20 protein-coding genes and 1 pseudogene are annotated in these 21329 nt (G+C 64.5%); 12 read left to right on the top strand and 9 right to left on the bottom strand.

Translation table 11 applies throughout. From position 1 onward, the window contains the following. Positions 1-170 precede the first annotated feature (170 nt). Positions 171-1505, bottom strand: a complete 1335-nt coding sequence (gene manA, locus IWX77_RS15545) for a mannose-6-phosphate isomerase, class I (RefSeq protein ID WP_196845461.1) — start codon at positions 1503-1505, stop codon at positions 171-173. Between the two features lie 124 nt (positions 1506-1629). Between manA and IWX77_RS15540 the strand changes: the two genes are divergently transcribed. The 4 genes from IWX77_RS15540 to IWX77_RS15525 all read left to right on the top strand — a co-directional run bounded on the left by IWX77_RS15540 (position 1630) and on the right by IWX77_RS15525 (position 7429). Next, the gene (locus IWX77_RS15540; RefSeq protein WP_196845460.1) at positions 1630-2808 is read left to right on the top strand and encodes an acyl-CoA dehydrogenase family protein; all 1179 of its coding nucleotides are present in this window, start codon (positions 1630-1632) and stop codon (positions 2806-2808) included. A 185-nt stretch (positions 2809-2993) separates the two neighbouring features. Next, on the top strand, positions 2994-4466 hold the full coding sequence (locus IWX77_RS15535; protein ID WP_297412971.1) for a phytoene desaturase family protein: 1473 nt from the start codon (positions 2994-2996) through the stop codon (positions 4464-4466). Positions 4467-4707: 241 nt separating this feature from the next. Further along, positions 4708-6123: an O-antigen ligase family protein gene (locus tag IWX77_RS15530; protein ID WP_196845459.1), complete on the top strand. Its 1416-nt coding sequence runs from the start codon at positions 4708-4710 to the stop codon at positions 6121-6123. Between the two features lie 22 nt (positions 6124-6145). Beyond that, positions 6146-7429 (top strand): O-antigen ligase family protein, encoded by a 1284-nt coding sequence (locus tag IWX77_RS15525; RefSeq protein WP_196845458.1) that lies wholly within the window; start codon positions 6146-6148, stop codon positions 7427-7429. Here the strand turns inward: IWX77_RS15525 and IWX77_RS17530 are convergent. The 3 genes from IWX77_RS17530 to IWX77_RS15510 form a co-directional block, all read right to left on the bottom strand. Then, a complete protein-coding gene (locus IWX77_RS17530; RefSeq protein ID WP_442873497.1) occupies positions 7343-7996 on the bottom strand; it encodes a type II toxin -antitoxin system TacA 1-like antitoxin in 654 nt (217 codons plus the stop codon). The two genes, IWX77_RS15525 and IWX77_RS17530, sit on opposite strands and share 87 nt — an antisense overlap. Positions 7997-8136: 140 nt before the next feature. Further along, on the bottom strand, positions 8137-9117 hold the full coding sequence (locus IWX77_RS15515) for a glycosyltransferase family 2 protein (RefSeq protein WP_196845457.1): 981 nt from the start codon (positions 9115-9117) through the stop codon (positions 8137-8139). Continuing rightward, on the bottom strand, positions 9117-10292 hold the full coding sequence (locus IWX77_RS15510) for a glycosyltransferase family 2 protein (protein ID WP_196845456.1): 1176 nt from the start codon (positions 10290-10292) through the stop codon (positions 9117-9119). Before IWX77_RS15510 ends, IWX77_RS15515 begins: the two co-directional genes overlap by 1 nt. Before the next feature lie 55 nt (positions 10293-10347). On the opposite strand from IWX77_RS15510, the gene IWX77_RS15505 reads away from it, so the two are divergent. From IWX77_RS15505 to IWX77_RS15495, 3 genes are read left to right on the top strand one after another with little or no spacing between them, the layout of a single operon-like run. After that, on the top strand, positions 10348-11223 hold the full coding sequence (locus IWX77_RS15505) for a glycosyltransferase family 2 protein (protein WP_196845455.1): 876 nt from the start codon (positions 10348-10350) through the stop codon (positions 11221-11223). After that, positions 11220-12377, top strand: a complete 1158-nt coding sequence (locus IWX77_RS15500) for a hypothetical protein (protein WP_196845454.1) — start codon at positions 11220-11222, stop codon at positions 12375-12377. The genes IWX77_RS15505 and IWX77_RS15500 overlap by 4 nt, the downstream gene beginning before the upstream one ends. Beyond that, positions 12374-13468: a glycosyltransferase family 4 protein gene (locus tag IWX77_RS15495; protein WP_196845453.1), complete on the top strand. Its 1095-nt coding sequence runs from the start codon at positions 12374-12376 to the stop codon at positions 13466-13468. The genes IWX77_RS15500 and IWX77_RS15495 overlap by 4 nt, the downstream gene beginning before the upstream one ends. Here the strand turns inward: IWX77_RS15495 and IWX77_RS15490 are convergent. The 3 genes from IWX77_RS15490 to IWX77_RS15480 are packed head-to-tail and all read right to left on the bottom strand — an operon-like array spanning position 13444 to position 16926. Beyond that, the gene (locus tag IWX77_RS15490; RefSeq protein ID WP_196845452.1) at positions 13444-14607 is read right to left on the bottom strand and encodes a glycosyltransferase family 4 protein; all 1164 of its coding nucleotides are present in this window, start codon (positions 14605-14607) and stop codon (positions 13444-13446) included. The two genes, IWX77_RS15495 and IWX77_RS15490, sit on opposite strands and share 25 nt — an antisense overlap. After that, the gene (locus IWX77_RS15485; RefSeq protein WP_196845451.1) at positions 14600-16231 is read right to left on the bottom strand and encodes a DUF2142 domain-containing protein; all 1632 of its coding nucleotides are present in this window, start codon (positions 16229-16231) and stop codon (positions 14600-14602) included. The genes IWX77_RS15490 and IWX77_RS15485 overlap by 8 nt, the downstream gene beginning before the upstream one ends. Continuing rightward, positions 16228-16926 carry a UDP-N-acetylglucosamine acyltransferase gene (locus IWX77_RS15480; RefSeq protein WP_196845450.1) on the bottom strand — a complete coding sequence of 233 codons (699 nt, stop codon included), beginning with the start codon at positions 16924-16926 and terminating at the stop codon, positions 16228-16230. Before IWX77_RS15480 ends, IWX77_RS15485 begins: the two co-directional genes overlap by 4 nt. A 113-nt stretch (positions 16927-17039) precedes the next feature. Here IWX77_RS15480 and IWX77_RS15475 point away from each other — a divergent pair, with 113 nt between their 5' ends. Genes IWX77_RS15475 through IWX77_RS15460 form a run of 4 tightly spaced genes read left to right on the top strand, consistent with a single transcriptional unit; the run spans position 17040 to position 20522 of the window. Next, entirely contained in the window at positions 17040-18140 is a 1101-nt protein-coding gene (locus IWX77_RS15475; RefSeq protein WP_196845449.1) for a DegT/DnrJ/EryC1/StrS family aminotransferase, read from the top strand. A gap of 3 nt (positions 18141-18143) precedes the next feature. Continuing rightward, a complete protein-coding gene (locus tag IWX77_RS15470) occupies positions 18144-19106 on the top strand; it encodes a Gfo/Idh/MocA family protein (protein WP_327012244.1) in 963 nt (320 codons plus the stop codon). After that, on the top strand, positions 19042-19560 hold the full coding sequence (locus IWX77_RS17525; RefSeq protein WP_442873496.1) for a GtrA family protein: 519 nt from the start codon (positions 19042-19044) through the stop codon (positions 19558-19560). Before IWX77_RS15470 ends, IWX77_RS17525 begins: the two co-directional genes overlap by 65 nt. A gap of 32 nt (positions 19561-19592) precedes the next feature. Further along, positions 19593-20522 (top strand): glycosyltransferase family 2 protein, encoded by a 930-nt coding sequence (locus IWX77_RS15460; protein ID WP_196845447.1) that lies wholly within the window; start codon positions 19593-19595, stop codon positions 20520-20522. Between the two features lie 105 nt (positions 20523-20627). Here IWX77_RS15460 and IWX77_RS15455 read toward each other — a convergent pair whose 3' ends face one another. Together IWX77_RS15455 and IWX77_RS15450 are read right to left on the bottom strand one after the other, a co-directional pair. Next, positions 20628-20819 (bottom strand): hypothetical protein, encoded by a 192-nt coding sequence (locus tag IWX77_RS15455; RefSeq protein ID WP_196845446.1) that lies wholly within the window; start codon positions 20817-20819, stop codon positions 20628-20630. A gap of 86 nt (positions 20820-20905) precedes the next feature. Next, positions 20906-21052: pseudogene (locus tag IWX77_RS15450) on the bottom strand (ATP-binding protein); the annotation flags it as partial. Between the two features lie 70 nt (positions 21053-21122). On the opposite strand from IWX77_RS15450, the gene IWX77_RS15445 reads away from it, so the two are divergent. Beyond that, the coding region (locus IWX77_RS15445; RefSeq protein WP_196845445.1) for a transposase at positions 21123-21329 on the top strand (207 nt) is incomplete at its 3' end.

Genomic DNA, 21329 nt, shown 5'->3' with positions numbered 1-21329 from the left:
CGTCGTTCCACAGTATCGAACGCTACGCGGGAGGTGCGCCAGTGCGCGGGACTCCCGGCCGGGCCATAACTCCCGCGCCACGAGTTGCGCGGGAGCTGCGCCAGTGCGCCCCAGTTGCGCTTCGCGCGCACTGGCGCAAGTCCCGCGAATCGCGAGAGTGCGAACGCCAGCTACGCCCCGACGGTGGCCAGAAAGACCTCGCCGGTGCCGGCGAAGGTCAGGGTTCCCTCGTCGGGCGTGACGTACACGGCCTGGCCACGCTTGAGCGGCCGCGACGACAGGCCTCCGGCCACGAGAAACCCGCCGATCGTGCAAATGGCAATGGCCGGCCCGGCGAGGGTGATCTGTCGCATCGGAACGGGGGTGGCCGACACCGCGTCGGCATCCGCTTCGATGTGCACGAGCTCGAAGTCGGGCACGCCGGGGCGGTACCGCGACACCCCAGGGGCCTCCTCGACCGGCGCGAGGTACGGCGCCGGCGCGGCACTGAAGTCGAGCACCCCGAGCAGCTCTTCGATGTCGATGTGCTTGGGCGTCAGGCCGCCGCGCAGCACGTTGTCGGAGGCGGCCATGAGTTCCACGCCGAGCCCCGACAAATAGGCGTGGATGTTGCCGGCCGGCAGATACAACACCTCACCGCGTTTCAGCGAGACCCGGTTCAGCAGCAGGGCGAGCACGATTCCGGGGTCGCCCGGGTACGCGGCGGCGAGCGCGCGCACCGTTGCCAGTTCGCGCGCATACCCGATGGTTGCTCCCCCAGCGGCCAGGGACTCGGCGTGCTGGGCGAGCGCGACCACCCGTTCGACCAGCCATTTCACCTCGCCGGAGTCGCCACCGCGGCCGTCACGCAACAGCCAGTCGACGGTGTCGCGCAGGCCCAGGGCCAGGTGGTTCTCGAGCGAGTCGATGGCGGCGGCCTGCGGGTTGTCGGTCGAGAGGTCGAGCAGCCGCAGCTCTGCGAGGATTCCGCGCACCTCATTGAGCGGGCGAAACCCGCAGAGCGCTTCGAACGTGTCGCTGAGCGCAAAAATGAGCTCGGGCTTGTGGAACGGGTCGCGGTAGTTGCGGTTGCCGGCGTCGACGGCGATTCCGGCTTCGTTCTCCAGCTCGAATCCGGCCCGGGCCTGCTCCGTGGTGGGGTGCGCCTGCAGCGACAGCGGGCGGGCGGCGGCCAAGATCTTCAGCAGAAACGGTAGGCGGGGTGCGGCGAAGTCAGCCGGGGCCGCCGAAGCGGGCGAGCCCGCCGCCGAGCCGGCAGCATCCGTTTCCCGCTTCGCCAAGTCGACACCGAGCGCCACCTCCGGCGCCGCCGCGACCCATTCGGCGAGGTTGGCAGCCCCGCCGACGAGCGATGCATCCTCGATGATCGACGACGAGCCGACGTGAGCCCCCAACCATAGTTCGGCCTCGGGTACACCCGACGGCGCCCGGCCCAGCAGGTCGGCGATGGCGTGCGTGGACCCCCAAGCGTAATTGCGCGGCGTGTTGGTGATGCCCACAAACATGTTCGGCTCCTTCTCCAGCTGTTTAGACCAAACTACCAACCGACTTCGGGCATTCAGCCAACGACCCTAGGCTGGCGACCAGTCGCGGTCGCGTGTCGACCGCCTTTCTTGCAACGGAGCCTCCATGACCTTTGAGCTACTCGGCAGCGACTTCTTCGGCTACGAAAACCTCCTCAGCGCGCCCGAGCAGTCGGCCATCGTCCAGCTGCGCGCCTACCTCGAGCAGGAGGTGCGGCCCATCGCAAACGGCTGCTGGGACCGCGCCGAATTCCCCACCCAGATCATCAAGCCGCTCGCCGAGCTCGGCATGTACTCCTTCGGCTGGGACGAAACGAAGCCGTTTACGAATTCGGCGGTGTTCCGTGGATTCGTGGCGCTGGAGCTGGCGCGAGTGGACGCATCCGTAGCGACCTTCGTCGGCGTGCAGAACGGGCTGTCGGCCGGCACGCTTGCCGCCACCGGCTCGGCCGAGCAACGCGCTGAGTGGATTCCGCGCCTCGCTTCCGGCGAGATCATCGGAGCGTTCGGCCTGACCGAGCCACTCTCCGGCTCCGACAGCGCGCAGGGTCTCCGCACAACCGCCACCCGTAGCGGCGACAGCTGGACACTGAACGGCGCCAAACGTTGGATCGGCAACGCCACCTTCAGCGATGTGACCATCGTCTGGGCCAAGGACACCGCCGACAACCAGGTGAAGGGCTTCATCGTTCCCACCGACACCGCCGGCTACGCAGCCACCAAGATCGAGGGCAAGATCAGCCTGCGTGCGGTGCAGAACGCCGACATCACGCTGACCAACGTGGTCGTGCCCGAGAGCCTGCGCCTGCAGAACGCCAACTCGTTCAAGGACACCGCCAAAGTGCTGCGGGCCACGCGCGCCGAGGTGTCGTGGGCGGCCGTCGGCAACGCGATCGGCGCCTACGACGCGGCCGTGGCCTATTCGAAGTCTCGCGAACAGTTCGGTAAGGCCATCGGTGGACACCAGCTCGTGCAGGATTTGTTGGTGAAAAGCCTCGGCAACATCACCGCGAGCCTCGGCATGGTCGTGCGGGTGTCGCAACTGGACGACGAGGGAGTGCAGCGCGACGAGCACTCCGCGCTCGCCAAGGCCTACACGACGAGTCGCATGCGAGAGAGTGTGGCCTGGTGCCGCGAGCTGTTCGGCGGCAACGGCGTCACCCTCGAGTACAACGTGGCCCGGCATTTCGCCGACGCCGAGGCCATCTACTCCTACGAGGGCACCCAGGAGATGAACACCCTCATCGTCGGCCGGAAGATCACCGGCCATGCCGCGTTCGTCTGACCGGGCGCCGCGAGCCGCCGTCTGCAAAACCGGCACAATTTGCGACACGCCGGGTACGGCATCCGTTCGACCCGGCGTGTCGCATATTTACCGGCATTATCGACACAAGCGGATGCCCACAGCCCCGGCGCGGGATACGGTGTCGGAATGAGACCTCGACGCACCGACTCCGGCCCGGCCTCGCGGTGACCACCGACCAGGGGCTCGACGCCATCGTCGTCGGATCCGGCCCGAACGGCCTGGCCGCCGCCGTTACGCTCGCCCGCGCTGGTCTCACGGTGCGCGTCTACGAGCGCAACCCGAGTATCGGCGGCGGGGCGGCGACCGCCGAGCTCACCCTGCCCGGGTTTCACCACGATGTGGGCTCGGCCGTGCATCCGCTGGCCCTCGCATCCGAGTTCTTCACGAAGTTCGGTCTGGCCGACCGCATCGAGCTGCGCGTTCCCGAAATCTCCTACGGGCATCCGCTGCCCGGCGGCCGCGCAGGCGTGGCCTGGCACGATATTGAGCGCACCGCGGCCGGCCTTGGCCGCGACGGCCCGGCCTGGCTACGTCTGCTCGGGCCCCTCGTCGACAGCATCAGAGACGTGGCCGAGCTCACCGGGGATGCGCTACTGCGTGTGCCGCGGCATCCGCTCACGCTGGCCCGGTTCGGGCTGCGCACGCTGGAGCAGGGCGGCCCGGCCTGGAACTGGCGCTTCACCGGCGAGATTGCACCGGCGCTGCTCACCGGCACGTTCGCGCACTCGATCGGGCGGCTGCCGAGCCCGTCGACCGCCGGAGCCGGGCTCACCCTCGCCGCGCACGCGCACGCCGGGGGCTGGCCGATTCCGATCGGCGGAAGCGGCGCCATCGTGCGGGCCCTCGCCGACGACCTGCTCGAGCACGGCGGCGAGATCGTGACGGATGCCGATATCACCAGCCTCAGGCAGCTGCCGCCGGCCCGCATCGTGCTGCTCGACGTGACACCGCGCGCCCTCGTCGACCTCGCGGCTGGCACCCTGCCCGCCCGCTACACGACGACGCTGAGCACGTTTCGCTACGGCAACGCGGTCGCCAAGGCGGACTTCGCGCTCTGTGAACCGGTGCCGTGGGCGGCCGCGGACCTGCGGCGAGCGCCGACCCTGCACGTGGGTGGCACCCGCGCCGACCAGGCGCGCGCCGAAAACGCCGTGGCCCGGGGGCGGCATGCCGACTCCCCCTACGTGCTCGCCGCGCAGCCGAGCATTCTCGACGCCACCCGCGCTCCCGCCGGCAAACACGTGCTCTGGGCCTACACGCACGTGCCGGCCGGATCCACCCACGACCAGACCGAGCAGATCACCCGGCAGATCGAACGCTTCGCCCCGGGGTTTCGCGACACCATTCTCGCCTCCGCCGGCCAGAGCGCCGCGCAGATGCAGAACCACAATCCCAACCACATTGGCGGCGATATCGCGGCCGGAGCGATCAGCCTCGCCCAGCTCGTGCGCCGCCCGGTGCTGTCGGGCGACCCGTGGCGCACTCCGCTCACGGGCGTCTACCTGTGCTCGTCATCGACCGCGCCCGGCCCCGGCGTGCACGGCATGTGCGGCTACCGCGCCGCCCTGAGCGCCCTCCGCCACGAATACAACATCCAGACCCCGCCCCACCTCGCGCCGACGGCGCCGACGCCGTAACCGCCTCCTCGATCAGCCGACCCGCCGCGTATCCGCTCGCCCCGTCGATGGGACCCGAGATCACTCCCGAGCAGACCGCCCGGGCACGAAGACCCGCCGCCGCCTCGCCCATCTGCCGAGTGCCACGCCGAGTGAGATTCCCTCCCCGCCGGTCGAGCTTGTCGAGACCACCTTGCACGCGCGTGGTCTCGACCGGCTCGGCCACCGATACCGGCCGCGCGGGAACCGGTAACCTGAAACCATGTCCGCCGTGCAGAGTCGCCTCGTCATTCGACTCTTCGCCACCTTCGTCTGGTTCACCGTTCTGGCCGGCCAGTTCTGGCGCAACCTCGGCGGCTGGTGGGGCTTCGGCGCCATCGCCGTGATCGTGGTCGTCGGCAGCGTGATCGGCCTCAGCACCCAGCGCACCCATGCCCGCAACGCCGCCGCCCGGGCTGCCGCGCACCCGGCCGAGCAGCCGAGCAGCCCCAGCGATCGCGACATTGCCCTCGGCCACACGTACACTGCAGCTCTGGCCCCCACCCTGAACTGGCGTAAGTTTCCCAAGACCATCACCGCGTTCCTGCTGCTCGCCACCCTGTCGATCGTGTGGTCGTATTACCCGGGGGCATCTGCTCTCGGCATCACCCTGCAGCTCATCACGACCCTCGCCGCCCTGTTCCTGGCCGTCACCCTCACCTGGCCAGAGCTCCTGCGCACCCTGGCCGGCGCCCTGCGCTGGGTGCTCGCCCTCTCGCTCTCATTCGAGCTGTTCGTGGCCGTCATCATTCAGCATGCCGTGCTGCCGTTCTTCGTCGACTACGGCACAACCGACGTGCCGAACGCCTTCTACTGGTCGCGCGGCCTGCTGCTGGCCGGCGGCCCCATTGAGGGCATTGTCGCCAACCGCAACCTGCTCGGGTTCGTAGCCCTGCTCGCCATCATCGTCTTCACCGTGCAACTGAGAGCCCACACCGTCAAGCGCGGCGCAGGCCTGGTCTGGCTGGCGCTGGCCGTGGGCATGTTGCTACTCACCCGATCCGCCACGGTCACCGTGTCGCTCGTCGCGGTCGTGGCCGCCCTGTTGTTCGCGCTCTGGGCGCGCCGGGTGCACGACCAGCACCGGCGGCCGTTGTATGTCGTGGCGGCGGCATCCGTTCTCGCGGTCGCTGCGTCCCTCGCGTTGTTCTCCTCGCAGCTGTTCAGTCTGCTCGGCCGCAGCGACGATCTCACCGGCCGCTTCGACATTTGGGCCAGCGTCACCCAGCTCGCCCTTGAACGCCCGGTGTTCGGCTGGGGCTGGGTGAGCTACTGGGTGCCGTGGGTGGAACCGTTCAACGACCTCGCTGTGCGCAAGGGCGTCACCTACCTGCAGGCACACAACGCGTGGCTCGACGTGTGGCTGCAGCTCGGCATCGTCGGCGTCATTCTGTTCGCCGCCCTCGTCTTCTCCACCCTGTGGCGAGCCTGGTTTCTCGCCGTGGATCGCCCGCGTCTCGGCGTCAAAGATACCGAGCCGTTCGCCGTCTCGGCGTTACTGCCGCTGCTGCTGCTCGCCGCGCTGATCGCCCAGAGCGTGGCCGAAAGCCGCTTGCTCATCGAGAGCGGCTGGGTGATTCTCATCGTGTTCGCCGTCGTCACCAAGCGGCAGCAGCACGCGCCCCGACCGATGCCCTAACCCCAGCGCGGTAAATTAGAGGATGCCCACCCTGCCCGAAGCCCTGCGCCGCGCGCTCGCGTCGCCGAAATTCGCGGCCTCGCTCACGCTTGTCATTCTGGCCACGGCATTTGGCACCCACCTGCTACGCAGCGTCATGGGCTGGCCCGGCCTCATCGGTGTGCTCGGTGGCCTCGTCGTGCTCGCCGTGCTCTCGCTGCTCGCCCGCAGCCCCATTGTCGAGTGGCACGGCCTGCTGCCCATCTCGATCATCGTGTTCGTGGCCTGGTGCGCGCTCTCCGGGGTGTGGAGCGGCTACGTCTCCGAGACCATCATCGGCGTCAGCTACCAGGTCACCGTCGGATTCCTCGCCATCTATGTGGCGCTCGTACGCGACACCTTTCAGGTGGTGCGCGCCACCGGCGACGTGCTGCGGGTGCTCCTCGGGCTCTCCATCGTGCTCGAAGTGCTGTCGGGGCTGCTGCTCGACCTGCCGATCGCGTTTCTTGGCGTCGTCGGCGACATCGACCGACTCGGCCCCATTCAGGGCATCTTCGGCTCACGCAACGTCTTTGGACTCCTCGCCCTTATCGCCGCCGTCACCTTCTACGTCGAGCTGCGCGCCCGATCCATTCCGCGCGCACTCGGCATCGGCTCGATGTGGCTGGCCGGCATCTGCCTGGTGCTCACCCGCTCCCCCGTCATCATCGTCGTCGCCACCTGCGTCATCGTCGCCGCGCTCGCCCTCTATCGTTTACGTCGCACCCCCGTCGACGGCCGCTGGATGCTGCAGCTCGGCCTCGTGGCAACGGCTCTCGTCGCCGCCGGCGCGGCGTGGCTCGGCCGCACCTCGATAATCAGCACCCTCAACGCCGGTAGCGAGTTTGAATTTCGGTACACCCTCTGGACCGAGATGTGGCGACTGGTGGAGCTGCATCCGCTCGAGGGCTGGGGCTGGGCCGGATTCTGGCCGCACGACGTCACCCCCTACGGTTGGATCGAATTCACCACCGGACGTCTGCACGCCACCGGCCTCAATGCGTACCTCGACGTGTACTTTCAGGTCGGACTGATCGGCTTTCTCGCCTTTCTCGCCCTCGTTCTGTTGGCCTTCGTGCGGTCCTGGCTGCTGGCGTCGAACAAGCGCTCGCTGGTGTACGTCTGGGCACCGCTCATTCTCGTCACCCTGCTCGTGACCTCGGCGGCGGAGAGCACCATTCTGTTCGAGTTCGGCTGGCTGTTACTCGTGATCTGTTCGGTCAAGGCCGCGCAAGGCTTGAGCTGGCGCAGCGCCCTGCCCCACAAGCCCCACCCCGACGCCCCGTAGCTTGAACTGAGTCGGAGTTTCGCTAGCCCAGGGGTTGACGCTGACGGCATCTCTGTGGATAGTCCTCGCTGCGCGGCGGTTACGCCGCTGCGCGGGATCTACGCCCAGTTCGCGGGGATCGGCCCTACAGACGTGCACAGGGTTATGCCTCGCTGCGCGGGGGCTACGCCAATACGCGGCACTTGCGTCACCAGGCGGTGCCGTCCGATCACGTTCCGCGGGGGTTGCGCCAGTGCGCGGGAGTTGCGGCTTGGCCAGAAGCCCCGCGCCACGCGCTCCGCGGGACCTGCGCCGCTGCGCTCGAGTTGCGCCTCCCGCACAGCGGCGCAGCGCCCGCGCATCGTGGGAGTACACACACTCGGCGAATAGTGACGGTCGTCGCACCAGTTGAGCCAGCAGACTGTTGTCGCCGAGCGCCTCGTCAAGCAGGCGGTCAAATTCCAGCCCTTCAACAGCGGATGCCTCGAACCAGCGTCGGTCGGCAAGAACACGCTCCGCCTCCAGACGGGCGATCCGCACCACGAAGTCGGACACGCTCCAATTCGTTTCCGCGGCCGCTCGCCCTATGAGTCGGTTGACGCTCAGTAACGCGACCGCAAGCGAGGCGGAGAAGCCAAGAGGCGCCTACTGCCGCTGAAGAGCAGGAGAACGCTGGATACCCAATGAGTCAGGGCCGGTCGCTCGCACAGCAATGTTGCACACTCCACTCAGACCGGCTGCACCAAATCGCGCAGCACGTCTTGCAGGCCGAGGCCGAAACGGGTGTAGTCGCCGCGGCGCCAGGCCCGCACAATCGGCACGACCCGAAGAGCGCGGTGCGGCGCGAGGGCACTGCGCATGCTCTCATGCGCCAGCTTCGCAGCGATGAGCGCCACTACGGCAGCGGATGCCGCCGGCTCGAACCCCGATGCCCGTTGCTGCAGGGCTGCGGCTCGCGCCAATAGTCGCGCGTTCCGTTCAGTGCGGGGCGCCCGCAGCCGACCGAGTTTGCCGGAGGCGTCGAGGTTGGTCACGCCGATCTGGTTGCCACCGTGCTGCCGATAGTCGGTGAGTGGCTCTTCGAGCAAGTCGACCAGCCCTGTCGCGGCGGCGACCATGGCGAGCCACTCATCGTGCACCCACGCAGCCGGAAACGGTCGTGACCGCTTCACCAGTTCGCGCCGCACCATCATCGTTGCGCCGGTCACGATGTTGCGGCGCAGATAGGCGTCGATGGCCTGCCCCGCGTGCACGGCCGCACGGTCGGCGTTCGACACGCCCAAAGTGTGCAGAAGCGTGAACCCGAGGGTGGCCCCGGCGGCGTCGACGAGCCGGGCGTCAGCGTGCACCATCTGCAAGGCGGGCCGACGGGTGAACTCGGCCACCATACATTCCACCCGTTCTGGCCACCAGACATCGTCCTGGTCGCAGAGTGCGATCAGATCGCCCGAGCAAGCCGCGAGCGCCTGCTCAAAGTTCGCCGTCACCCCAAGCGCGGTGGTATTCCGCAGCACCACAACCTCAATACCCTCGCCGCGCCACGCCGCCACGACCCGCCCGAGAACGGTCAGCGTCTCGTCCGTCGACCCATCGTCGGACACCACGATCTCGTGAGGACGCAACGTCTGCCCGAATATGCTGAGCAGCTGCTCTTCGAGATAGGCGGCACCGTTGTAGGTGCACAACGCGACGGAGACGTTCACAGCCATTAGCTGCGCTTTACGCCGACCGACAGCACACCCAGGAACATTCCGGCCATGATCGTCTGCGAACCCAGCATCATGAGCAGGGCAGCTGGAATCGCCGCGCGCAGTGTGGCACCAGCTTCAAGGGAACCAAAGTCGTTCGAGGCCCAACCGATGAACTGGGCCAGCGCAACGCCGAGGCCAATGAGAAACAGCAGAAGGCCGACAATTGCGCCGCTTTCGAGGCTGATGCGTTTCTGCAGGCGGTCGAAGTTGCGGCTGCGCGGAATGCGAAATCCCTCTTGCTGCGCATAGATCTTGGTGAGAATTGCAAACAGCACCGATTGATAGCCGACCACGGTAAGCGCAGCCAGATAGAGCTGGCTGGAGTATGTGAACCCGACCCGGCCGACCACTACGGGCCCAAAGCTGAGCAGCATGACGCCGGCAAAGCCCAGCACAAACGCCGCGGTGCCGGGGATGAGAAACAGCCAACGCGGGCTGAAGATGAGCAGAAAACGCAGGTGGCGCCATCCGTCGTGCCAGCTGCGCAGGTGCGGTGGGCGGCTGCGGCCATCTTTCGCGAGCGTGGTGGGTACTTCGCTCACGCGCGAGCCGCCGAGGGTGGATTTCACGACCATCTCGCTGGCGAATTCCATGCCGGTGGTCTGCAAGTGCAGGTCGAGCATCGACTGGCGGTTGAAACCGCGCAGGCCGCAGTGAAAGTCCTTGATCGGTGAGCGAAACAGCATGCGTCCGATCCAGGACAAGACGGGGTTGCCGAGGTATTTGTGCAGCGGCGGCATGGCGCCGGGCTCAATTCCGCCACGAAAACGGTTGCCCATCACGAGTTCGTCGCCAGCACGCAGACGCTCAACAAACCCCTCGAGGCTGCTGAAATCGTAGCTGTCGTCGGCGTCGCCCATGATCACGTAGGTGCCACGGGCGTGCTCGATGCCGCCGTTGAGGGCGCTTCCGTAGCCCTTCTCGGCGATGTCGACGACACGTGCACCGAGTGACTCGGCGATCTGCTGCGATCCATCGGTGCTGCCATTGTCAGCAATCAACACCTCGCCCACCACACCGCTGCGCTTCAGGTACCCAAGCGCTTTGTTTACACACACCGCCAGCGTCTCTGCTTCGTTCAGACAGGGCATGAGGATCGTCAATTCGATCGTCGCGGTATGGGGCATATACATCTCGGTCCTGTCTGTGTACTGCGGTGCGCACCCCATCGTACAGACTTAGGTCATTATGAATGTTGCCCTGGTCGTCACCACTCTCGGGCGTGAGGCCGGACTTCACCGGCTGCTCGAGTCGCTGGCCGACCAGATGAGCCCCGCCGACCGCATCGTGATCGTGGCTCAACGCAACCTCGCGGTGGTTCAATCACTCGCCGCTGGCTTCTCCACGGTCGACTGCGAAATCATCGTCACCACCTCTGAGCTTGGAGCCTCGACCGGTCGAAACGCCGGCGTTGCCGAGCTACCAACCGACACCGAGTTTCTCTTGAACTTTCCGAACGACACCACGTGGTTTGAGCCCGGAATGGTTGAGCGAATGCGCCGGCTCCCCGAGGATTTTCAGGCCGGTGCTCTCACGGTCGTTGACGAGAACGGCCCCAAGTTCGTTCTGCCCCCCGCGGGAACTCAGCTCACGAAGCGCACGGTGTGGAGTGTCATCGAAATGGGCGTTCTCATGCGGCGCAGCGTCTTCGATGCCCTCGGTGGCTTCGACCCGACGATCGGCACCGGAGCCACGACCCCCTGGCAGGCCGGCGAGTCGACTGATCTGTTGCTCAAGCTTCTGCAGTCGGACCGAGCGATGGGTTTTGCTTGGCAACCAGCCGACCTGTTCGTGGGCGGCATAGCTGACCCGAGCGGACTGACCACCAGCGAACGGCGTCACAAACTGCGTGGCTACGCGCGTGGGCTCGGTCGTCTGGTCACGCGCTGGCGGTACCCGCTCTGGTGGCGACTCGCTTTTCTGGGCGGCGGCTTCTTCTTCGGCCTGCGCAATCGCAACACCAATACGCTGACAGACGGCTGGTGGGTCTTCCTGGGCCGGCTCGAAGGCATGATCGGTCACACGCTCGGCCGTTCGCGTGCGCACACGGCGGTGACCCGGTGACCGTCGACCTGCCGTCGCCGCTGCGACTGCGGCGAGCGACGTTGAGTCTTATCACCCTGCTCGGTGGCGTGTCTCTGGCCGTCATTCCGGCGGCCACCATCGCAATCTCCTCGCGGTTGTTCACGGAGCCGCAGCAGGGCGTTATCGCCGTGTCGGTCATGGTCGCCACTTTTGTCGGCCAGCTCACCTTCGCGGTCGTTCTCGAATCGCGACTTAGCTCAGCAGCTACCGAACGACGCGTGGTATTTCCCCTGTGGCTCGCCGGGCTCGCGGTTCTGGCCGCGCTGGTCATTGCCCTGAATCCCTCGAATCCGGTTGTTCTTTGCATAGCGTTGCCCGTTCTCATCGCTGGCCTCGAGGTGGGGCGCGGCGTGTCAGTGGCCGAACGACTCGATGCACGCGAGATCTGGGCATCCGTCGTGGTGGGTATTGGTGCACTGAGCGGTGTTCTGGCAGCGTTCACCGGTTATAGCTGGGCTCTGATTTTGCTGGTGGCGGGTATCGCGGTGGCCACCGGTATCCGCTGCCTGCCGGTGGCGCACAAGGCCAGCCGGCCGGAGCGAGCCGTGATGGGGTGGGTGGTGGCCGACACCGCGATCACCGGAGTAATCTACCCGCTGCTGAACACCATGATTCTGGCGCTGCTCGGCCCGGGCGACGCTGTGCTGTTCACCGCAATCGCGACGGTGTCAGGCCTGCTGGCAATTCCCCTCAATTTCATGCGTCTGCGCCTGCTCAAGGAGCACTCGCGCCTCGACATCGTGGTCTCCGCCGGGGCAGTCCTGGCCGCTGTTGTGGTGCTCGTCACCATAGAACAGACAGGACTGCTCGGCTTCATCTTCGGCAGCGTCTGGACCAGCTCCGCCGCCATTCTTCCGCTGATCCTGGCCTGTGGCTGGCGGGCGGCGTCGCTCGCGACGACCATTCCCTTTGCGGCCCTGCGCCGCATGGGCGAGGTGCGGCTGCTCACCGGCCTGCGCACAGTCGTGTCGGCGCTCGCCTTCGCGCTGGCCGCGATCGGCCTCGCCGCGCACAGCCTCTCGGGTGTCTTTCTCGGTCTGCTCCTTGCCGAGCTCATTTCGGCCGTGATCTATGAAACAGCCCGGCGACGAATCGTGCGCCGGGTTCAGGGCCTGATAGTGAGCACCCCGTGAGCCGCGTACTCGTCGACCTGCTCTTCTTCACCGGCACCAAGGGCGGCATGGAGTCCTACGTGCGCGAGCTGTACAGCCGCCTCGAACCGAGAGCGGATGGCCTGACCTACGTCGGTCTCGCATCCCGCGAACTCGCCGGCACCGACACGTCGTGGTTTCCCGGCACAATTATCGACTCGGGCATCAGCGGTGAAAACCGCATTCAGTGGGCGTTCGGCGAACTCTTTCGGGTCGCCAGATTTGCGCGCCGGGAACATGCCGATCTGATCCATTGCCCGGCCAACCTCGGCCCGGCCTGGTCGCGCGTGCCCGTGGTGCTCACCGTGCACGACCTGCTGCCGTTTCGGCACCCGGAGTATGTGCCGGGCGCGTACGTGCACGTGCTGCGGGCGATGATTCACCTGGCGGCCCGCACAGCCCGCCGAGTGCTCACGCCGAGTGCGGCGTCGAGCGACGACATTGTCAGGTTTCTGAGGACCCCACCCGAACGAGTGGACGTCGTTCCCCTCGCCGGTGAGGTGCGCAGCAGCTCGCACGCATTGCCCGTGCTGCGCCGTACCCATCAGTTGCTCGCCGTCGGCAACCGCATGCCACACAAGAACTTCGAGACGCTGCTGGAAGCACTCGCACTGATGCCCGAGGCGGCGCGGCCGCACGTGGTGATCACCGGCAGCCACGGCGACGACCCACTTACTCCCGTAGTCGCCCGGTTGGGTCTGTACGAGTCGGTGTCGTTGCGCGGCTGGCTGAGCACCACCGAGCTGGAGTTGCTCTACGCCGAGTCGACGCTGTTCGTGTTTCCCACGTCGTTCGAGGGCTTCGGCCTGCCCGTGCTGGAGGCCATGGCTCTGGGGTGCCCGGTGCTCTGCGCCGACATTGCCGTGCTGCGCGAAATTGCCGGGCAGGCAGCGGCCTATGTCGCTCCCGGCAATGCTCCCGAGTTGGCGACGGCAATCACTGGTTTGCTCGAGACACCCGAACGGCTGGCTGAACTCCAGGCAGCCGGCCTCGCGCAGGCCCAGTTGTTCACCTGGGAGCGTTCAGCCCGCGCAACCGCGGCGTCGTTTCAGCGGGCTCTGCGCGAACCGTAGGCGAGCAGAATTTCGCTCACCGACCGGTCCAACCCGCTGGTCACGCGAGCCCGAGCGAACCATTCCCGAGTGGATGCGCGCAACGGCTCCCCCGCCTCGACGGCGCGCACCAGTGCGGCCGCCAGAATCTGCGGTTCAATCGAGGCTGCGACGAAGCCATTGACGCCATCGACGACGAGGTCGGCGGCGGCGTTGTTCGGGCCGGCCACGACGACGCTCGGCGTGGTGAGGGCCGCAGCTTCGGCGATGACGAGGCCGAAGCCTTCACGCTCAGACGGGTTCACGAGTGCCCGGGCGTTCGAAATGAGCTGCTTCAGCTCAGCTTCGGGAACACGACCGTGCAACGTGACGCAGCCGTCGAGGCCGAGGTCGGTGATGCGTGCGGCCACGGCCGCTGTTTCGGGGCCGGTTCCGACGATGTCGAGCCGGAGGTCGGCGATGGAGTCGCGAGCGAGGAGAAACGCGGGCAGCAGGTCAATGAGTCGTTTGTCGGCGATGTGCCGGCCGACGAAGACGAGCGACGGAGTGGTTCGGCGCCCGGTGGAGGCATCGGTTTCGTCGTCGGCCAGGTCAACGAGGCCGAGAGTAACCGGCTGGGCGCTGCGTCGGTAGTGGCGCACGCGGGTGCCGGTGAATTCGCTGTTGACGGTGTGCAGGTGGCCGAGGCGAATGGCGAAGAACTGCAGCATGAAGGCGACGGTGCCCACACTGGCACCGGAATAGCTGCGCCATTTAGCCCAGTCCCAGACTTCGAGCCAGTCTGAAACAATGAATACCCTCGTGCCGAGCAGGGCCAGCTGCACGGCAAAGACGTTGAGCACTGGCAGGGCACTGACCACGACCACGTCGTGCTGCCCGCGGTGGCGCACGAAGTACCGAAAGAGTGAGAACGCAAAGAGCACGGCGCTTTGGGGCGTGCGCGTTCCGGACCCGTCGTAGATGTCGCCACGCCACACCGGCACGATCGAAAAGGTGGCTGTGGAAACCGCAGCAGCGTCCCATTGCCGACGCGTGAGGTAGTCGACGAGGCCGCCGCGCTGAACGAAGATCTCGGCGAGACGTCGGTAGACCCGCTCTCCTCCGCCCGTGTTGAGCGGAAACAGGCAGTCGTAGGCGATCGCGACCCGCAGTTCAGGCATTGAGCGCCGCAGTGGGTAGCTTGGCCAGCCCATCATGCGTGGTCGGCTGCGGCGTCTGCTCTGAGATTTCACGGTCGGTCGCGTCAGAGCGATCGTCGTCATCGTCGTTTTCGCCCATGACGGCGCGATGGGCGATCCACCCCACCCAGCCGAAGAAGGCGAGCGAAACCAGTGCGTACAGGGCGACAAGGGTCATCCACCCCAGCGGCGGCTGCCAGGACGGGTTCTTCCACATTTCGCTGATTGGCTCTGCAGCACCGACGACGTACCGCCACATGACTACGACGAAGGCAACGAAGCCGTAGGCCGCCAGCAGCCCCGAGCCGATCCAGGTGAACCGGGTCGAGAGAAAGTCGGCTCGGTTGGAGGCGCGCGCGGAGAGCACCCAGGCGGCCACAATGACGACGCCGAGGTAGAGGAACAGACCATAGCGGCCCTGCCAGATGATGCCGGTCTGGCTCACGCTGTAGCCCTGTACCAGCGCGGGAACGAAGATTGCGGCACCGATCACGGCTGCGAGCGTCAGCCCACTGCGCCGGTTTGCCGCGCCGATTGCGGTGACGACAAGAATGCTTGCGGCCGCGACAAACAGCCAGTAGACGGTTCCACCCAGTGGGGCATCGAACCAGCCGAAGTACCCCAAGGCCTCTTGCAAGAAAGCGGGGGTAGTTCGTAGAACGTAGGCAAAGCCGGCGAGAAAGGAGCCGCCGACAAGCGGGGCATCAGACGCATTGGCCTGGCTGGAGAGGCTGCCGCCGCCAAGCGTCCAGAATATCGAGAACAGCCCGCCCGCGGCGACGAGCGCCAGCCACAGATAGGACGTGCCGGTCGTGAAGAGGCGTTTCACCGGCAGCCATCCAGCCGCGATGAAGCAGAGCCCGACGACCACGATCACCCAGAGCGGACCGGTAGCTCTCGCCAGGGCCAGTCCAATGGCGGATACCGTCACGATGAACCAGAGGTACCGGCGTGAAAGGGATGAGACCTGGCCGCGGTCACGACCGTCGAACTGTTGCAGCAAACGCAACAGTGCTACCCATAGGGCAACGGAGGCAGCGATCTCGAAACCGTTCGGGTTGACCGAACCAAGCAGGTAGACCACCATCGGAGTGGCGACAAAGGCGAGGCCAAGAGGCATCCACCGGGCTCGGCGCACCGACATGGCCGCTTGGAACGCCCATGCCATCAACACCGCCCCAAACAGACCGCTCATTATGCGCATGGCGTAGATGCCCGCAGACCCATCGAGAATGAGGCTCGGCCACCCGACGACGTAGTAATACACCGGGTTGTAAGCACCAACCCAGGTGTTGAACCAGTCGGTCCCGTCGGCATCGCCAAGCTCGACTCCGCAGTTGGCGGGCTGATCCGGTTGGGTGGCAAAACACAGAATTTGCGGGCTGTAGCGGTAGCCCTCGGGCAGGTCGACGACCGTGTGCTTGATACCGGGCACGTGGTACCCGATCACCTGCCCGTGAACCTGGGCAACGGCCTTCAGGGCGTGCGCGTTCTCATCGGGTACCGACAGGATCGGGCTGGCGAGTGCCCACAGGGTGGACAAGGCTGCCACGAGTGCGAACGCGGGCCAGAAGACGGATTGAGACCGATCCTTGGATTGCTTCACGAGAGAGAATGCAGGCGCCAGGCGGCGAGAGCGGAGTCAAGCCCGGAGACAGTGTTCAAACTCGACAACTCGTCGTCGAATGGATGACGGTAAGTCAGGTCTGTTGCCACGATTGTCTCGGGAGGTATCCCCGCTCGCTCCATGCCGATCGTGTTGGCTCCGTGCACCCGGGCGGGATTTCCATACGCTTTAGCAAATGGCGGAACATTGCGGGTAATGACTGACCCCATGCCGATCATCGCACCTTCACCGACGTAGCACCGTTGGTGAACGCTCGTCCCCAGCCCCAGATTTGCACCAACACCAACTACGACATGACCGGCCAACAGCACGCTTGACGCAAGGGTCACTTTGTCCTGGATCGTGCAGTCATGCGCCACATAGCTTTGGTTCATGAGAAAGATGTCGTCGCCAAGACGCGTGCGGTCGTGCCAACCTTGATGAACCTGCGCATACTCGCGAAGCACGTTTCTGTTTCCGATCACAATGCCGTTGCCAGAACTAGGTTGCAACGAGTCTCTCGGATGCTCCCAACCACGGACCTCAGGTGGTGCGCCGATGACCGTACCGGTTCCAATCCAGTTTCCGTCACCGATGGTAACTGGGCCGATGATCACGGCGAACGGCCCAATTGTATTGCCGGATCCGAGCGACACCTCGCCGATCAGTTGGGCGGTCGGGTGTACTGAATTCATAGAAAACCTTACTTCAGCGGAGAGTGCGCGTCAGGATGCCCCATGCGCTATCGGGTAACCTAGAATCGCTCGTCTACGAGAACGCTTCCTAGAAACCTAACCCACGAGGTCACATGATTCCCATCACCACCGTTAAGTTTGGCCAAGAAGAAGAAGACCTTGTCCTTGAGGTGTTGCGATCTGGGTCGGTGGCACAGGGCCCTAAAGTGGCTCAGCTTGAGAGTCGATTCGCGGAGCTGCTTGGCATTCCCCACGCGATCGCGGTGAACAACGGCACGACCGCCCTCATCGCCGCAATGCAAGTGTTAGACCTGAAACCCGGCGATGAAGTTATTACGACTCCTTTTACTTTCGTGGCAACGCTGAACGCAATCCTGGAAGCTGGTGCAACTGCGACGTTCGCAGACATTCGTGCGGACGATTTCAACATCGATCCCGCTTCGGTCGAAGAACGTGTCACAGACCGCACCAAGGTCCTGCTGCCCGTTCACCTGTATGGCCAGATGGCTGATATGGATCCGCTTGAGGCGATCGCGAAAGATCACGATCTCAGAATCCTCGAGGACGCCGCCCAGTCACACGGCGCTAGCTACAAGGGGCGCCATGCAGGAAGCTACGGTCTTGGCACGTTCTCGCTCTACGCAACCAAGAACATCACCACAGGAGAGGGAGGCCTGATCACGACCAACGACGACGCGACCGCCGACCGCCTGCGCATCCTTCGCAACCAAGGAATGCGCGCTCGCTACGTGTACGAGATGGCTGGCAACAACTACCGTCTGACTGACCTTCAGGCCGCCCTCGGAATTCCCCAGCTTGAGCGATATGCCCAGACCGTGAAAGCCCGCCAGCACAACGCCGATCGTTTGATCGAAGGGCTGGCCGACGTCCCAGGTATCGTCGCCCCTCGGCAGCTCGATGGCCGCAAACACGTGTGGCACCAGTTCACTGTTCGCGTTACCGAAGAAGCGCGAGTCACCCGCGACGAGTTCGTCACGCAAATGGCCGAGTACGGTATCGGTGCCGGAATCTACTACCCCAAGCTCGTTTTCGACTATGACGCATACCGCACCCACCCGCGAGTCAAGATTTCGAACGTTCCTGTGGCCACCAAGGTCGCCAAGGAAGTTGTCTCACTTCCGGTTCACACCCATCTCACTGACGCCGAGATTTCCGAGATTATCGCATCAGTGCGCGCGATTGCGGGGGCCTGACTCGTGAACCCCCGCAAGCGCATTGTTCTCGTCGGCGCCGGAAACATGGGCAGCAACCATGCCCGCGTAATCTCGCAATCTGACCGCGCCGACCTTGCGTACCTAGTCGATCCGCGCGAAGATGTTGGCCGCAAAGTCGCTGACCGATACGGCACGACGTGGGTGCCGGAGCTCCCCGATCTCCTGAACTCTGACGCAGTCGTGGTCGCGGCAGCAACCGAATCCCACTTTGAACTCGCCATGCGCGTACTCGGCCAAGATCGCCCTCTGCTCATCGAAAAGCCCGTGGCTGATAGTCTCTTACGAACGCGCGAAATCCTCGACGAAGCTGGACGACGCGATCTGCCACTCATGTGCGGCCTGCTCGAACGGTACAACCCCGCCGTCCTGACGGCGCGATCGCTGCTCGAGCATCCTTTACACGTTGTCGCGACCCGCCACTCTCCCTACGCTCCGCGCATCCGCACGGGTGTTGCCTGGGACCTCTTGGTGCACGACGTTGACCTTGCGATCAATATAATTGGCGCCGCACCGACATCAGTCGACTCCCATCTCGGGTTCTTCCACCCCGGATCCGTTCCCCAAGCCGAGGATGTCGCCGAAACGGTGCTGGGGTTTGAAACCGGTGCGATCGCCACAGTGTCCGCGAGCCGCATGGGACAGCGAAAGATCCGACAGCTTTCGATCTACGAGGTCGATCGCTTGGTCGAAGTCGATCTCCTTCGTCGAGACGTAGTCATTTACCGCCATGTGTCGGAGACATCCGTAGACGATGGGCGAGGATATCGCCAGCAGACCGTCATCGAGATCCCCGAGCTCCTTACCGCTCAGGAGCCCTTGACCGCTCAGTTCGCGCGATTCATGGACATCATCGACGGCACTGTCGACGCCGCTACTGAGCGTGCCACTATTGCGCCGTCGCACGAAGTCATCGACCAGGTCATCTCTCAGAAATCAGCCGGCTGAGGTGCGACCCGCGGTTGATCCAATCGAAAATCCAGCGAGTGGAAACTTACGCGTTCGCCGGATAGTTCAGCACCCAGCGGCTCGGTATCTCGTCGCCGGCGGAATCGCATTCCTGTTTGATATTGGACTTCTCGCGCTCCTAAAGAATGTGTTCGGATGGCCATTAGGGATTGCCACGGGCACCGCATTCCTTGGAAGCTTTGCCTTCACCTACACGATTCAGCGATACTTTTCATTTGGATCTACTTCCCCGCACGGAAGAGCGCTGCTCAAATATGCGGCACTCGTTGGCATCAACACGCTTGCAACGGTTGCCATTGTAACGTTGATCAACCCCACCCCACTCGGGTGGGTAGGCGGAAAGGTAATCGCAACCTGCGCATCGCTGGTATGGAACTACTTTGCCTATCGCTACTGGGTATTTGGCTCAAGAATTTCAAGCAAGAGGGAATAGAAGTGTACCGAGGAGCTCGTATCGCGGCCGTTGTGCCCGCATACAAAGAAGAAAAGATGATCGCAATGGTCATCGAAACGATGCCCGACTACGTCGACTACATCGTTATTGTGGATGATTGCAGCCCTGACGACACCAGCGGGGTGGTCAGCAGCATTGTCGATGATCGCGTCACCCTCATCCGTCACGAGGTCAACCAGGGGGTTGGCGGCGCAATTGTGACTGGACACAAGGCTGCCATGAAACTCGGCGCCGACGTCAACGTCATCATGGCCGGTGATGCACAGATGGATCCGAAGCATCTGCCGTCTTTACTCGACCCGGTTACACGAGACGGCTACGGGTTTGCTAAGGCGAACCGCTTTTTTGCGCCAGAGTCCTTTGATGGCATGCCGAAGGTACGAGTATTTGGGAACATCGTCCTGTCATTCATGACCAAACTCGCCTCCGGCTATTGGAATCTGTTCGATCCGCAGAACGGCTACACCGCAATTCGTACAGAGGTGCTGCGCCGGGTTCCCCTCGACCGGGTTTCTCGCCGATACAGCTTCGAGAATGATCTTCTGATTCATCTGAATATCCTTCAGGTGGGGGCAACGGATGTACCGATTCCGGCCGTTTATGGCAACGAGGTCTCGAGCATCCGTCTTGGAACGGTCGTTCCCGAACTACTCAGACTCTTCATCCGCGGATTCTGGCGCCGTATCTGGTATCGGTACGTGCTGTGGTCCTTCTCACCGATTGCTTTACTCCTCGTTCTCGGCTTGATCCTCTTCACCATCGGCACAGGAGTCGCCATCTGGGTCTGCTTTCAGATCGCCAGTTCGGTCATTGCAACTGCGGCAACGGTCATGCTGGCGGCTCTACCACTCATGGTGGGGACGCAACTCCTGATCAGTGCCTTGCAACTGGATATCCAAGCAAGTCCCTCACAGCCGACCTACGGCCCCTTTCAGTCCTAGATGCGTTCGTTCGAGGGCGGTTGTGTTTTGTCAACTTTAAACCGGCCATTTGAGCGCTAATTAACCGGCCAATGTGGCACGGTTTCCGGCCATTTGAGCAGGTGGTCAGAACGGCCGGTTTTCGGGGTCGGTTTCGTCGCCGTCATCGGCGGGGACGTCGGTGGTTCCGGTGGTCCAGCCCGCGTCGGGATCGGCGAAGTCCTTAGGCCAGGGGGCTGGTCGACCGTTGTCGTCCCACCAGCCTGTCTCTTGGTCGGCTGGTGCGAGGGGGCGCTCTGGATGGGTGTGATTGTTCATGACGGAGTCCTGACTGGTGAGGTGCTTTAGCTGGTTGGCGCGGCTGTTGTGGGCCGCGTTCCGGGGTGGCGAGCCTGGCGGCGGGGTCATTTCATGAGGGCGTGTTTGACGCGGTAGGACTCGCCGCGGAACTGGAGGAGCCGGCCATGGTGGACTATGCGGTCGATGACGGCGGCAGCCATGTTGTCGTCGCCGAACACGGTTCCCCAGCGGGAGAACTCCAAATTTGTGGTGTGGGCTGCTGCGGATATCTCGGACAGTGGGCCCTCTTAAAATGAGGGTTCACTGAAAGTAGAGAACCGCATGACCGCACCACGCCGGAAATTCACCCAGGAGTTCAAAGACGAGTTGTGCCGCGAGGTGATCAACACGTCGAAACCGATCAAGGATGTGGCCGAGGCCTACGGGGTCGGCCCCGAGACGCTGCGCAACTGGCTGAACAAGCATCGCGAAGCGAACGGCGGCACCGAGACGGAGCTGACGGTCCCGGAGCGAGCCCGTCTGAAGGAG

It is taken from the genome of Cryobacterium sp. CAN_C2 (assembly GCF_015751745.1).
In the GTDB taxonomy this organism is placed as follows: Bacteria; Actinomycetota; Actinomycetes; order Actinomycetales; family Microbacteriaceae; genus Cryobacterium.
This window is presented reverse-complemented; position numbering and strand designations above follow the sequence as displayed.

Excerpts from the sequence above, each read along its gene's own strand:
- IWX77_RS15475 (WP_196845449.1), top strand. The coding sequence starts at position 17,040 with ATGATTCCCATCACCACCGTTAAGTTTGGCCAAGAAGAAGAAGACCTT.
- IWX77_RS15505 (WP_196845455.1), top strand. The coding sequence starts at position 10,348 with ATGAATGTTGCCCTGGTCGTCACCACTCTCGGGCGTGAGGCCGGACTT.
- IWX77_RS15530 (WP_196845459.1), top strand. The coding sequence starts at position 4,708 with ATGTCCGCCGTGCAGAGTCGCCTCGTCATTCGACTCTTCGCCACCTTC.
- manA (WP_196845461.1), bottom strand. The coding sequence starts at position 1,505 with ATGTTTGTGGGCATCACCAACACGCCGCGCAATTACGCTTGGGGGTCC.
- IWX77_RS15525 (WP_196845458.1), top strand. The coding sequence starts at position 6,146 with ATGCCCACCCTGCCCGAAGCCCTGCGCCGCGCGCTCGCGTCGCCGAAA.
- IWX77_RS15510 (WP_196845456.1), bottom strand. The coding sequence starts at position 10,292 with ATGTATATGCCCCATACCGCGACGATCGAATTGACGATCCTCATGCCC.
- IWX77_RS15480 (WP_196845450.1), bottom strand. The coding sequence starts at position 16,926 with ATGAATTCAGTACACCCGACCGCCCAACTGATCGGCGAGGTGTCGCTC.
- IWX77_RS15455 (WP_196845446.1), bottom strand. The coding sequence starts at position 20,819 with ATGAACAATCACACCCATCCAGAGCGCCCCCTCGCACCAGCCGACCAA.
- IWX77_RS15490 (WP_196845452.1), bottom strand. The coding sequence starts at position 14,607 with ATGCCTGAACTGCGGGTCGCGATCGCCTACGACTGCCTGTTTCCGCTC.
- IWX77_RS15515 (WP_196845457.1), bottom strand. The coding sequence starts at position 9,117 with ATGGCTGTGAACGTCTCCGTCGCGTTGTGCACCTACAACGGTGCCGCC.
- IWX77_RS15540 (WP_196845460.1), top strand. The coding sequence starts at position 1,630 with ATGACCTTTGAGCTACTCGGCAGCGACTTCTTCGGCTACGAAAACCTC.